The sequence below is a fragment of the Paenibacillus sp. y28 genome, from assembly GCF_037137075.1.
GTDB lineage: Bacteria > Bacillota > Bacilli > Paenibacillales > NBRC-103111 > JBBBNV01.
In genome coordinates this window covers 39,276-52,914 of sequence record NZ_JBBBNV010000002.1, presented here as the reverse complement: position 1 = coordinate 52,914, position 13,639 = coordinate 39,276, and the positions used below count along the sequence as shown (strand labels likewise).

Here is a 13,639-nt window from a genome sequence, read left to right as displayed (position 1 = left end):
ATAGGAGGCGTGCATATGAACAAGCTTAGTTTACATGTTGTTATGGGGGCGTACCGCGTCGGAGGAGTGATCTATCATGAACCATAGCTTCCTGCTGCAAGGGTCGCGTACGCAGTTGGTCAATCAGCTCGTTTATTTTGATGAGGAAAAAATGAATTTCCTGGACCACTATTGCCCCGGTCACACTCGCGATCGGCTTCGCAACGAACAGCTGTTGTCCGTTTATACCAGTACACTGGAGCAGCTCCTTGCGGATTTCACCGCAGAGCGTCTGAATGCCATGGTCTTAATCGGCAGCCAGGTCCGGCTTCATTATGTAGAAGACAGCTTTACGGAATTATTCACCATCGTATTCCCGCATCAAGCCGATCCGAACAAAAATATGATTTCCTTCTTGTCTCCGATCGGTCATCAGCTGCTGCTTGGGCGGGCCAATGAATCGTACCCGCTGCTTGTGCCTTCCGGAGAAATTACCGTTCGCATCGAGGAAATCAAGTACATGAACCGCGGCGATTTCAAGGAGCAATACAGCTACGGATAACGCCGGGCGATATTTACAGATGAAGCTGCCAAAACGAGGGCAATGAAAAAAGCTCAAGCAGTCCCTGCCCTTCGGGCATACTGCTTGAGCCTTTTCGTCTGTGCAGGAGATAAAAATGAAAACAAAAATGGAAATGACTACGGTTCCGTGTAGATTCCGCTAATAACATTGACCCGTTGAACTCCTTTTTGCAGCTTCATATAAACTCCCCCAGGCTATGATTTTAAGAAATGATACAGCGTATAAGAAATCGCCGCTATGACCATGATGGCTGTAGACAAAATCGAAAGCCATTTGAAAAAAGCCTCGTATTTTATCTCCGGATCGCTGCTTTCTCTGGTTAGCTTCTTCTTACGAATCCCCGGCTTGTCCATATCGTCCTTGCGTGAATTCAACCGTTCCCACCTCTTTTACTAACGGAAGCGTTATTCCGTTCCGCTGGTTTTGTAAACGATGAGGATTGTGCTGCGCTGATTAACCGTTCCCGATGGCGTCGATTTCATCATGGAGCCGTAGCAGACATTAATGACTTGGTCATCGCGCAAATCCGCCAAAAATTGGTTCGCCTTCTTCTCTGCGTACGAGGCGTCCGTATCAATAAATTCTTTCACTTGAATCATGGTCATCATCCTTCTGTGTGTAGTTGTCGATTGCTAGAAACGTACTGCCTGCTGCTTGCCTGTCCGGAAGCACCGCCCCTCTGCGTCAATCGGCATTTAATGTAAAATTTCATTAAAAATATAGCAAGGCACCCCACCCCAAAGGTGGAATGCCCACACATGTCCACCATATCATTGCTGACGTGGCGTGTCAACTGTTGTTTGTTTACCAGTCGGTCATAAGGAAATAGATTTAGCCGTGCAACGGTATACCAAACTGCAAAGAAATAGAGTATGTCTTACCTCCGTCACCTGTCATTTATCTCAAACAATGACATTTCTAAAGCCTTTCTTTTTTAATAATCCTTCGCTGTCTGAAGTAAATTCCTCGAACGGTTTTCCGGCTGGTACTGCCCGTTCTTTTCCCCATGTACGAATTTGATCAATTTGTTCAGGGCTTGTCTGGGATAAAGGAACCACATTCTCGAAGTATCGTATAAAAGTATCTTCCGTAATGGAGTCATCTCCCTTAACAACAGCTTGCTTCACGACATCGCGCACGGCCGCTTCCAAATCGGAACCTGCGAATCCTTCCGAAATGCGGACCAATCGCTCCATTAAAGAATCGCTCAGAGCAGTTTTCAGGCCTTTTTTAACATAGATTCGAATGATTTCTTCTCTTTCTTTTGGTGTCGGCAAATCAACAAAAAATAATTCATCAAATCTTCCGCGGCGAAGTAATTCCGGGGGTAATTTCGAGACATCATTTGCTGTAGCCACAACAAATACTCTCGCCATACTTTCCTGCAGCCAGAATAAAAACTGACCTACCATACGGGTTGATGTTCCCCCGTCCCCACTGCCCAAAGCACCCGCCAGGCCTTTTTCTATCTCATCAATCCAAAGCACACATGGCGCCACATGATCGCTGGTAGAAAGAGCCTCTTTTAATCTAGCCTCGCTTTGACCTAAATACTGCCCTTGAATCGTGGACAAATCCAAACGGTACAGCGGAAGCTTCCAAGCCGCAGAAATGGCTTTTGCAGAGAGAGATTTCCCACAGCCCGGAACGCCCACAAGCAGGATTCCGCGAGGAGGCCGAATGCCTCGTTCCCGTAGGTCTGCTGTCATCAGCTTCTCATTTGCATCAAGCCATCTTTTGAGTCCCTCGAGACCGCCTATCTCGTAATCCTCTCGGACCTGTACCCGCTCAATTCCTGAAATATCAGCAAAAATCTGATCCTTCGCGTACATCAGCTCATCTAAATCTTCGTTTCTAATCGTGCCATTGGCCAATAAGGTTGCAATGACATTCTCCCCTTCAATCTGGCTGATTCCAGCCAAAATGGCAGCGGCTTTTTTTTCTTCCTCCGCTCCCCATTCTATCGGAATTTCACTTCGGTATGGGGAGATTTGGGAACGGATAATTTCCAGCATCTCATCTTCATTCGGGGGATCAAGTGTGACTGACATGCCATGTCTTTGCAGTGGTCCCCATACCGGCTTATTCGTAATGACAATCACGCTGCCGCCCGATTCTGTCGCCAGCATGACCACATCCTGAAACTGCCGAGCTGTTGGCGTATCATCTTCCATGTCTTGCACATCTGTAAACACAAAGGATAAGTTCTGTTGCTGCCCGATTTTTTGGCTTACGAAATCAAGCCCGCCCATTACAGAGCGGTCATCATTTATCAAACGGTTAGAGTTCATATCCCGTGTGCCTTGCGAGATGGTATGATAATAAATCGGTATAGTAAGCTTATTGGCAATCGAGCCGAGAGCTTCCAAAGCCCTCGACCGTTCGGCTGTCCTGATCGAAATAAACGGAATTCTTGCCTTCAAATATCGTTCCAGTGTTACCTTACAATTGTTTAGGCTGCTCATAGTTAAAATATAACCCTTCTTTTTTTCGGATTTTGGGCCATTCCTTTTTGTGAAGGCTGGGTATAAAGCCCCGTCTCGGCTTTTAGTTCATCATACCGGACAAGCGAATTATTTTTGAGCGTCATACGGAGTTGTCCACTACGATCCGACCTAGCACTTTCTTCAAGTGAAGCCTGTGTGTCTTGAACATATCGGGATAATACATCATTCATGGTGTGCTGCACATTAGCGGGAAATGCTTGAAGCGAAGCCACCCTTTTTATCTTGGCGAAGCGTTTTCTTGCATTTACAAGCACACTTACAATCTCCGTTTCATGATTGCCGGCTCTTGATAATCCAAGATTGAGCTGTTCCGAGGCTTGCTTGAGCCTGAATTCAATAACAGCATACACACGCTGAGTCAGCTTCTCTGCTACTACCGGCTTCCATTCGAGAGTTCCTTGTTCCATGAGATACAGCATTTCTTCATCGTCTTGTCCTTCAACAAAACGCTCGAAGCAGTCAACCCAGTCAGCATATGTCGTAGGAATCCTCATAGGAATCTGCTCCTCTTTCTGCGGATAAGCTGACCAGGCGGCCTTAAATCCCATTCAGGAAATTCACCCGCGAGTATTTCATTGGTATTTACTTTTTGAAGCACCTCAAGGCTTGGTTGACGCTGTTCTACTGGCTCCTCTCGAGAAGACTTAGACCTCTGTATAATGACCGGCTTTGATTCGTTTTCCAATCCATTCTCCTCCTTCTTCAAGATTGAACAACCCTGCGGGCCGAATCCAGGCTGGAATACACGTACTGCTCGGAACTGATATGTTCTAACAATTCCGTTACCTTGATTGCTGACAAATCAGCTTGGTGGTACTCTTTCCGATAATCGACAACATCCGTAAGGACAGCCCTCAAAATATCTTTGCAGCTTTCAAGCAGCAATTCGTAATCTTTTGTTATTGTTTTTTTGGCTATTTGAATGAACAACAGTCCAAATCCAAAATACATAAAAGCCATCAAGGCAAAAATAAATAAAAATGTCGTTTGGATACCAAAATAAACAAAAGCTCCACCCACTACAAGACTGAACCAATGTTTAAATTTGATTTTAGCTGCCGCTAACTCGGCATCACGACGATGATTCATATGCGTACTTAACGATTCCATGAGCAATACTTCATCTTCCCCGTTTTGAGTACTCCCAGACCAATCATCAACTTGAATCGCAATCTGCTGGGGAACAGCAATACGGTTCTCTGCAGTAAAATCATCATGAGCTTGCCGTATCCAGTCTCTGGATAAAGCAAATGAGAATTTTTGAGTAGCTGGTGAGGCGTAAAAGGTTTCTGGGACCATAACAAAGTTTGTGAGCAATTGCGTAAAGCTTAACTTGCTGTCCTGTGTTTTTTCCGTTGCTAAACGATTTTGTGCAGCAGCACGATCACCGTTTTCCTCAATAATTAAAGCCTGGAGACGTTCCTCATTTCGAAGTGGAACCTCTTCATCATCAAACTTTGAAACTAAAACATCCAATAATGCATCCACAGCCACAGCGATGCTTTTGGAGGGTGTGATCTCCTTAAATAAAATAGCTTGAAAATAATCTAAAATTGTCTCATGAAGCCTTGCTTCCTTCAGTGACGTTTCCATTTGAGGCCAGGTATCCGAGTATTTTTTTAAATGAGGATAAATATTGTCATCCAAATGTCTTATTTTTGCTTGAAGCGCCTGCTTCCAATTGCTTCTCTGCTCTTCAACAAAGCCCGCATCTTGTGATAATTCTTCAATCCATGATTCGAAATGTCTTGCACATTTAGAACGGGCTTCGGGTCCAAACACGCCATTGGTAAATCCATCGATCAGTACAATAATTTCTCGTTCCAATTCATGGGGCTCTTGCATTCCGAAATATCTGTCTAACCAATCCCTGCTCGCTCTGAAGCGCGCTGCCCTTCTTGTTACTAGGGCGAAGAATAAGGAAGTTTTCTCATCATCGCGCCGCAACGCCTCGGCCATGGCACGTTCGGCTAAATCCCGATTATCATTCAGCCAGGCTGCCAGTGCAATTAAGCATGGTGCCAGCCAATACCGGGGCGCGGCTAGCATGTACTCTTCGGATGCATTTTCAATCGTCTCTTTCTTAACTAAACGAATATCTACAGCCTGCAGAATTCCTGTAACTCTTCGTCTAACCTCTTCATAATGACCGAAGCGATGCTCAAGCTCCTGACGGATTTTCAGGACTCTCGTTTCAGCCAGCTGCAGTTCCTTCGCCAGCAAATCCCGCTTCACAAAATCTTGAAATTCCTGAGCAAGAGCGTCAATTCTTGCTTGCGTATTTTTCACTTCGGATTCAACATTCACTATATAATTCCCAACCGTTTCAACTTGCCGGGAAACATACTGCACTTCATTTTGCAAGCTGGTAATGCTGGAACTCATGATTTGAAGGTTATTCAACGTCTGGATTTGCTTTGAAATCTGATTAACATCACGCTGCAAACCGCTAAGATTCGACTGAATCTTCTGGACCCCTTTTAGTGTGGATTGACTGATTTCCTCGTTAGACATATCCGCCTCCGTCTCCGCGTGTAAAGGCTACATGCCCTTTAGCGCCAACAGCGCAAATGGAATCGTTATAAACCTCAATAAAAGCATAGCCGGGATGCATTGCTAATCCTCGAACCTTTTCCATCCCGGACGGCAAAGGCTGACCGACTTTGTAGTGCTGTATGATGAGCTGTCTCATGTCTAAGGTATGAACTTCAAAGGGCTTGCCAAGATAACATTTGGCTACAATTCCAATTAAAAACTGGTGGGGCTTTAATTCTGGAAATTCATTACGAATAGCCTCGACTAATGCTTTTACCTTGGTATGGTCACATACAGCCCCCAGAGCATCAAGCTTTACCACAGCATCCAGGTAGGCCTGAGACCGCTGCTGACGAAGCCTTTTCTCAAGTGCGGGTCCGTCAAGCTTTACGGTTGCTTTTACTGTAGCAGGGGCTTCTGTACTCAGCTGGACCTTCGTGTTTTTTTGAGCGCTAAACTGGATCATGGGTCTCTTACTCATAAGTACATGTTCACCTTCCTGTCTGAATGACTTTTTAAAACTGCATAGATATTGTGTCTTAACATAAAAAAGATTCGACAATTCTTGATTTTATTCCTTCTTTTTCCACAGTCTACTGTAGATTTTTGTCATCCATCTTATTTCATACTGATTCCCATGGATGGAGAAATGCATGTAATTTTTACCTTCATCGCTGAAAAAGCCTATCCGGTTAAGAACCCGCCTATCCGGTTATATTGATGAGAACCGTGCCTGACACCGTGGAATTCTCTGCAATGCTTGTACCATCACCGCTGCGAATTGCGCCCGTTTGCCAGCTGTAATCTAGTGTCCTTGCCCTTTGCGGTCCCCTCTTATTCAGCCCATATGAAAAAACTGTTGCATTCATCGTACAGGCGGTGCTATAATCGTAAAAATTTACTCAACCGGAGAGGAGCTTTTACCCTTGGCTTATTACTATCCAGAAGCATCGCGTACGTTCAGTGAATATCTGCTCGTCCCCAACTTAACGACCAAGCAGTGTACACCGGCTAACGTCGTATTAACGACCCCCATCGTCAAATTCAATAAAGGGGAGCAGCCGAAGCTGGAGCTGAAAATTCCGTTCGCTTCTGCGGTTATGCAGGCTGTATCCGATGATCGGATGGGCATTGCGCTGGCCCAAAATGGCGGCATCTCCTTCCTGTTCGGTTCGCAATCCATCGAGAGCCAGGCGGAAATGGTCCGCAAAGTAAAAGGCTACAAGGCGGGCTATGTCATCAGCCGCTCCAACCTGACGCCGGATCACACGTTGAAGGACGTGCTGGCACTGAAGGAGAAGAACGGCCACTCGACCATAGCAGTTACCGAGGACGGGACAGCCACCGGAAAGCTGCTGGGCATTGTCACCGGCCGGGATTACCGGATTAGCCGGGACTCGCTGGATAAGCCTGTCCGTGATTTCATGACTCCGTTCTCCAAGCTGATTTACGGCAAGGCGGGAATGTCGCTGAAGGAAGCTAATGATCTGATTTGGGAGCACAAGCTGAATTCGCTGCCTTTAATCGATGAGAACCAGCATCTGACCTATCTGGTCTTCCGCAAGGACTACGACCGCAACAAGGAATTCCCGAACGAGCTGCTCGATGAGCGCAAAAGCTACCGGGTTGGCGCGGGCATTAATACGAAGGATTACAAGGATCGGGTTCCTGCGCTGGTGGAGGCAGGGGTCGATGTGCTTGTTATCGATTCCTCTGACGGCTATTCCGAATGGCAGGCCGATACAATCAAATTCGTAAAAGAACATTTCGACGTCAGCATCGGAGCAGGAAACGTGGTCGATAAAGAAGGCTTCCTGTATCTTGTGGAGGCAGGCGCGGATTTCATTAAAGTAGGTATCGGCGGCGGCTCGATATGTATCACCCGGGAACAAAAAGGGATTGGCCGCGGCCAGGCATCGGCGCTGCAGGAGGTTGTACAGGCGCGGGATGAGTATTTCGCCCAAACCGGTGTATATGTTCCGCTTTGTTCGGATGGCGGCATCGTGCACGATTATCATGTAACTCTGGCTTTGGCCATGGGAGCAGATTTTATTATGCTGGGCAGATATTTCGCCCGCTTCGACGAAAGCCCGACCAAGAAGGTAAAAATCGGCGGAAGCTTCGTCAAGGAATATTGGGGCGAAGGCTCCAACCGCGCCCGCAACTGGGAGCGTTATGACACCGGCGGCAAAGAAACCCTCTTGTTCGAGGAAGGCGTGGATTCCTACGTCCCTTACGCAGGCAGCCTGCGGGAGAATCTCGACAAAACGCTCGGCAAAATCAAGTCGACGATGTGCAACTGCGGCTCCTTGTCCATTCCTGAGCTGCAGCAAAAAGCCCGTATCACGCTCGTCTCCGCGACAAGCCTGGTAGAGGGCGGCGCGCATGACGTTATTTTGAAGGAAAATACGTCGTCGTTCTCCGTCGATTAACATTCGGCGAAAGGGCCAACCTGATTCCGATTAACAATGCAGCGACCAATCAGCCTACGCTAAAAACCTTGAACGCTCCAAAAGAGCCGTTCAAGGTTTTTTCCTTCTTGCAGCCGGGCATCAAGCTCATCTTCAGGCTCGTCTCTTACTGCCAGATACGACATTTGCAACGGCTTAAACCGACATCAGCTTCCCTGAAGGGAATAGATTGAGCGCCGGCAGGCTTTCCGGCCAGACCACCATCCAAATCCACAGGCAGATGCTGATGCTCCAGCTTGCCTGGGTTACAAAACGTTCCCCCCAGCCGCCATTGGCATACAGATGGAGGGCGATTTTCAGCTTGGGCACGAACAAGGAATGAATCCCCTCGCTGCCCGGCAAGTCCCCCGCCAAATGCGTCCACCAGCCGATCAGCAGGCCCGTCATCAGCGCAATCATCCACCACGGGCTGAATGCCACCAGGGACATGCCGCCAACCGTCAGCGCAGCGGCAAACTCCGGCGTATGAATGATACCGCGGTGCCGCACGAACGGAACCGCCATTATGGCAACTCCGACAAAAGCGATAAACCAATGCAAATGAAACTGCATATATCCGACAAGCACCAGCGCCCCGACGCCCAGCAAGATCAAATCCCTTAGACGAGACAAGGCGATCAGCAGCAGCCCGCCGCCCGTAATAAGCGGAGCGCTCCGCACCAGCTCCTCCGGCATCCATACAGGCGGCGGCAGTAAGCCGAAGCGGACCAGGCCCAGCAAGATTCCCGCTACCAGAAGCAGGGAGCCGTACAGGTTAAATTTACGCCGGATCGCTGCCGGAAAAGGTGTAATCAGCTTGCTGGCGGTGCTTGTTTTGGAGTCAATATCCGGCGCTCTGGAGCCTACCGCTACGCCTGCCAGCGTAATCAGCGCTCCAGCCGCCCCATGCTCTCCCGTGATTCCGCCGGTCTGTGTGAGCCACACGGTGCCCAGCAGGATGCCAAAGGCCAGATGACCAGCATTGTTCAATGATAACTCCCCCATTTCACCCTGCAACAGCAAAAGCCGTCCACGGAGGAACGGCTTTGCGGTACGTTATGAATACGACAAAGATGAATTCCTGTTATGCTTTTCAAGCCTTGCCTATATGATTCGTTGGCGGCCGCCCGTTTCAGACGCCCCTGCCGCTTATATCTTATTCATCGAAATAAATATATTCCTGGTCGGTCTCGAGGAAAATTCCTTTATAGCCTGCCCGGCTCGGGATCGAAAATAATTGTTCCCCGTACAGCGGAGCCGGAATCATGAAATGGAAAACCTGCTCATCCGCCCGTTGTCTATCTATATAAATGCCGGGTATTCCATCGTATTCCTCCGCCACTGCAGCCTCGGATGCCTGCTGCACGCGGCCTGCGGTCAAGTGCCCCTTCAGCCGCGCAATTTTTTTCATAATATGGTCCCTCAGCGGAAGCGGCCCCGGTGTGTGAGGGAAGGTATACCGGTCCACATCCTTGAGCAGCCAATAATGAAAAAGGTGGTGAAGCAGCTCTTCATCAAATTCACTATAAACGGCCCAGCCTTCCTTGTCCGCCAGACCACGGGTCCACAGCGTTATAAATGCCTCCAGCGCATTGCCGTATTGGTCCTTGCGGGTCCGGTACAAGCCAAGATAATTTTCATTCGGCTGACGGGTGCAAATTACGAGCCCTGTCACCTCTTTCTGGCCGGAAGCGGCCATGTAATATTTGATTAGTTCTTCTTGCAGCAAAAACTGCTTCTGCTGCAATGCCTGCTTCAGCATGCTTCTCCTCCTTCAAATCAGGCCGCGATTCCCAAGGCTGGGCCCTGAATTTTTGCAGATGAATAACCCGCCTAGTCATTCGTTTATTTTAACTTATTTCGACAAAACATGAAACCTTACGACACCCGGAGCAAAAAAAACGAAGCACCGGAACGGCGCTTCGTAAAATGTGTTAAATCGCTTCGTAGACCGTTTATTTCTTTGTTCCGGAGACGGGAGAAATAAACCAATAGGCTAGCCCAACAAACAAGCCCCCGCCGACAATATTGCCCAGCGTGACAGGGATCATATTGTGAAGCCAGCCGCCAATCGATACAGTCTCTGGATGCTGAGGCAGGAAATAAGCCAGGCTGAGAAGGGTCATATTCGCCACACTGTGCTCATAGCCGCTCGCGATGAAGCCGAACAGGCACCACCAGATCAGCACCAGCTTAGCTGTATCCTCCTTCGCCCTGCCCACCATCCACAAGGCCAGACAAACAAGCCAGTTACATAGAATGCCGCGTAGAAACAGCTCATGTAGCGGCAAAGACATCTTTTTTGCAGCGGCGGCAAAAATAAGATGCTCCGGCCCGGCTGCCTTGAACAATCCCGAACCGGTCACAAGCAGGGCGAGAATAACGGCCCCGGCCAGATTGCCGGCAAAGACGTACAGCCAGTTTTTTAACGTATCGTTCACCGTCGTTCGGCCGGCCAGCGTGCTCATCGTAAAAAACATGTTATTTCCCGTAAACAGTTCCGATCCGGCGAAAACAACGAGGGTCAGGGCGAGCCCGAAGGACATCCCCATAACCAGGGTTTGTACCTGGGAGCCCGCAGCCGCCAGCGGCGCCCCCACGGAGAAAATTAAAATAATTCCGAGTCCGACATAAGCTCCGGCCAGCATGGATGACACCAGATAACGGGCCAAGCTTTGATTCATGCTTTCTTTTTTCTTCACAGCCGCTTCCACAATGGCTTCTACATGCTGCGTAAACATACGGCATCCTCCTTGTGCTTAACTCCCCGTCCCTTGAAGCTCCGGTTCGCCAAGCAGCACCTGCCCGTCGATTACCTGTACCGGAAAGGTCAGCACCTGCCCGGTATCCGGTGCCTGTACGCGGCCTGACGTCAAATCTATTTTCCAATCATACAGCGGGTCGTACACATAGTTTCCCGACACCATTCCTTCGGCGAGCGGTCCTCCTTTGGGATGCGGGCTCCGGTTTTCCAGAGCAAATATTTGATCAGCGGATGTCCGGAACAAGGCAATCTCCCTGCCCTTGAAGCTGACCACCCGCCCGATTTGCGGCAGAAGCTGCTCCAGCCTGCCTACCGGATAAAAGGCCTCTTGGCTTTTCATCGTTTGTCCCTCCTTATGCATCGTCCAGCTAAGCTTTCGAATGAATTTGCAATTGCTCGAATAAAGCGCTGCTGACTTCAGCGTCCCTGAGCATTTTTGTCCATGGCTCTTCTACCTGATGCAGCGCGAATTCAATACGGGTTACTAGCGCCTTCCGGTTCCCGGTGTCCTCCACCACGGCCTGGCGGATATTATCGAGCCCCATACGCTCCACCCATTCCGAGGTTCTCTCCAAATAATTGCCCGTTTCCCGGTAATATTGCATGACAGCGGCGCACAGGTCCATTAATTCCTGGTCCGTCTTCACCTTGCAAAGTGAATCGGCAAGCCGGGCTTTGACCCCGCCGTTCCCGCCGATGAAAATTTCCCACCCGCCATCGTTTCCGACAATGCCGATATCCTTTGTGCAGGATTCTGCGCAATTCCGCGGACAGCCGTTTACAGCCATCTTGAATTTGGCCGGGAAATCCAGACGTTCAAACTTGCGTTCCAGCAGCGCTCCCATCCCCATGGAATCCTGCGTGCCGAAGCGGCAAAATTGCGATCCGACACACGTCTTGACGGTCCGGAGTGATTTGGCGTATGCATACCCTGACGGCATGTCGAGCTCTGCCCAGACCTTCGGCAAATCCTCTTTTTTCACCCCGATCAGATCGAGCCGCTGCCCGCCTGTCACCTTGACCGCCTTAACCTCATATTTCAGAGAAACGTCGGCGATTTTCTTCAGCTCTTCCGGTGTGGTCACTCCGCCATACATACGCGGTACGACCGTGAACGTGCCGTCCTTCTGAATATTGGCGCCCATGCGTTCATTTACAAAGCGGGATTCCTTTTCATCTTCGAAGGTATCGGGGTACAGCATACCCAAATAATAATTCAGGGCCGGACGGCATTTGGAGCAGCCCTCCGTTTGGCTCCAGTTTAGCACATGCATAACTTCCTTCGTCGTTGTGAGCCCCTTCGCCTTTATCTCCGCCACAATCTCATCACGTCCGAGTGTGGTGCAGCCGCAAATTCCCTGCTTTGCCGCTGCCTTGAAGCCATCGCCAAGCACATACTGCAGCATTTGCTCCACCACCGGCTTACAGCCTCCGCACGAGCGGGTCGCTCCGGTGCAGGCCTTAATTTCTTCGACGGTCGTCAATTGCTTCTCGGTAATGACATCAACAATCGTTTTTTTGGTGACGCCGTTACAGCCGCAGACGATTTCGTCGTCGGCCATCTGCTCTACTCCGGCAGAAGGTCTGCCGTTATGGCTGCAGCCGGAGCCGGTTCCCATGAGCGAAGCATACCGTTCGTCGGTCATGACCGCCCCCTGCTTAACCCATTTCTGCAAATTGGCCGAGTCGGTAATATCCCCGAACAAAACAGCCCCCACCATGACCTGGTCCTTGAGCAATATTTTCTTATACGCGCCTCTCCAATCATCCCTGCTGGTGATGACCCTGTGCTCCGGCCCTTCGATAAATTCGCCGGTCGAGAACACGTCGATACCTGAGATCTTCAGCTTGGTAGATACCACCGAGCCTTCATAAGGCGCGGTTTCCACGCCGCACACATGCTTAGCCAGCACCAGGCCCTGCTCGAATAACGGCGCGACAAGTCCGTAGCAAATCCCGCGGTGCTCCGTACATTCCCCGACTGAATAAACATTCGCCATCGATGTTTGCATGTAATCATTAACCACAATGCCCCGTTTGGTTTGTATCCCGCTCGCCGCAGCCACACTGAAATCAGGCTTAATGCCTGCAGCCATCACGACAAACTCTGCCTCCAGCCCGGTGCCATCGGCAAAGCGCAGCCCGGCCACACGGTCGCCCCCGGTAAGCTCCACCGTCTGTGCCCCCATAAGAAACCGGATGCCTTGGCGCTCCAATTCCGCCTTCAGCATGGAGGACGCCTGCCGATCCAGCTGCCGTTCCATCAAATCCTCCATCAGATGGACAACCGTTACGTCCATTCCAAGGTGAACAAGCCCTTTGGCAGCCTCCAGCCCAAGCAGTCCGCCTCCGATAACAGCCGCTTTCTTACAGGCTTTGGCCGCTTCCAGCATATGATGGCAGTCGGCGATATCCCGAAATCCGACAACGCCTTCCTTCTCTGCGCCGGGCACCGGAAGAATAAACGGCTTTGAGCCTGTTGCAATGATTACTTTATCGTAAGGAACACGGATGCCTTGCGTGGTCACGACTTCCTTATTCTCCTCATCGATATGGGAAACCGTTGTTCCGGCGTGCAGCTTGATGCCGTTATCCCTGTACCAGTCCCAGTCGTTGAGGATAATATCCTCCATCGTCTTGCTGCCGTCCAGAACATAGGATAGCATAATTCGGTTATAATTGGGATGCGGCTCGCTCCCGAACACGGTAATCTCAAACCGTGAGGTCAGCTTCAATATTTGTTCGACCGTACTGATGCCGGCCATGCCATTTCCGATGACAACGAGTTGTTCCTTTTTGTGCATTACCATTGAGGCCCCTC

Annotated in this window: 13 protein-coding genes; 2 read left to right on the top strand and 11 right to left on the bottom strand. The window is 49.7% G+C overall.

Going from position 1 to position 13,639, the window contains the following annotated elements; genetic code table 11:
• The first annotated feature begins 76 nt into the window (after positions 1–76).
• Positions 77–541, top strand: coding sequence for a GreA/GreB family elongation factor (locus tag WBG83_RS03410; RefSeq protein ID WP_336742710.1), 465 nt, complete (start codon positions 77–79; stop codon positions 539–541).
• Between the two features lie 215 nt (positions 542–756).
• Here the strand turns inward: WBG83_RS03410 and WBG83_RS03405 are convergent, their stop codons facing one another.
• The 6 genes from WBG83_RS03405 to WBG83_RS03380 form a co-directional block, all read right to left on the bottom strand.
• Positions 757–936: a hypothetical protein gene (locus tag WBG83_RS03405; protein ID WP_336742708.1), complete on the bottom strand. Its 180-nt coding sequence runs from the start codon at positions 934–936 to the stop codon at positions 757–759.
• A 30-nt stretch (positions 937–966) separates the two neighbouring features.
• Entirely contained in the window at positions 967–1,161 is a 195-nt protein-coding gene (locus tag WBG83_RS03400) for a hypothetical protein (protein ID WP_336742706.1), read from the bottom strand.
• Positions 1,162–1,464: 303 nt separating this feature from the next.
• Entirely contained in the window at positions 1,465–2,853 is a 1,389-nt protein-coding gene (locus WBG83_RS03395) for an AAA family ATPase (RefSeq protein WP_336742704.1), read from the bottom strand.
• A 176-nt stretch (positions 2,854–3,029) separates the two neighbouring features.
• Positions 3,030–3,617 (bottom strand): hypothetical protein, encoded by a 588-nt coding sequence (locus tag WBG83_RS03390; RefSeq protein WP_336742702.1) that lies wholly within the window; start codon positions 3,615–3,617, stop codon positions 3,030–3,032.
• A gap of 154 nt (positions 3,618–3,771) precedes the next feature.
• A complete protein-coding gene (locus tag WBG83_RS03385) occupies positions 3,772–5,583 on the bottom strand; it encodes a hypothetical protein (RefSeq protein ID WP_336742700.1) in 1,812 nt (603 codons plus the stop codon).
• Positions 5,576–6,070, bottom strand: a complete 495-nt coding sequence (locus tag WBG83_RS03380; RefSeq protein WP_336742698.1) for a hypothetical protein — start codon at positions 6,068–6,070, stop codon at positions 5,576–5,578. Before WBG83_RS03380 ends, WBG83_RS03385 begins: the two co-directional genes overlap by 8 nt.
• Positions 6,071–6,530: 460 nt before the next feature.
• Here WBG83_RS03380 and WBG83_RS03375 point away from each other — a divergent pair, with 460 nt between their 5' ends.
• On the top strand, positions 6,531–8,036 hold the full coding sequence (locus WBG83_RS03375) for an IMP dehydrogenase (RefSeq protein ID WP_336742696.1): 1,506 nt from the start codon (positions 6,531–6,533) through the stop codon (positions 8,034–8,036).
• A gap of 174 nt (positions 8,037–8,210) precedes the next feature.
• Here WBG83_RS03375 and WBG83_RS03370 read toward each other — a convergent pair whose 3' ends face one another.
• The 5 genes from WBG83_RS03370 to nirB form a co-directional block, all read right to left on the bottom strand.
• Positions 8,211–9,044, bottom strand: a complete 834-nt coding sequence (locus WBG83_RS03370) for a metal-dependent hydrolase (RefSeq protein ID WP_336742694.1) — start codon at positions 9,042–9,044, stop codon at positions 8,211–8,213.
• A gap of 166 nt (positions 9,045–9,210) precedes the next feature.
• On the bottom strand, positions 9,211–9,816 hold the full coding sequence (locus WBG83_RS03365; RefSeq protein WP_336742693.1) for a hypothetical protein: 606 nt from the start codon (positions 9,814–9,816) through the stop codon (positions 9,211–9,213).
• A gap of 193 nt (positions 9,817–10,009) precedes the next feature.
• Positions 10,010–10,795, bottom strand: a complete 786-nt coding sequence (locus tag WBG83_RS03360; RefSeq protein ID WP_336742690.1) for a formate/nitrite transporter family protein — start codon at positions 10,793–10,795, stop codon at positions 10,010–10,012.
• An 18-nt stretch (positions 10,796–10,813) separates the two neighbouring features.
• Entirely contained in the window at positions 10,814–11,158 is a 345-nt protein-coding gene (nirD, locus tag WBG83_RS03355; RefSeq protein WP_336742689.1) for a nitrite reductase small subunit NirD, read from the bottom strand.
• 28 nt (positions 11,159–11,186) lie between these two features.
• Entirely contained in the window at positions 11,187–13,628 is a 2,442-nt protein-coding gene (gene nirB / locus WBG83_RS03350; RefSeq protein WP_336742687.1) for a nitrite reductase large subunit NirB, read from the bottom strand.
• Positions 13,629–13,639 lie beyond the last annotated feature (11 nt).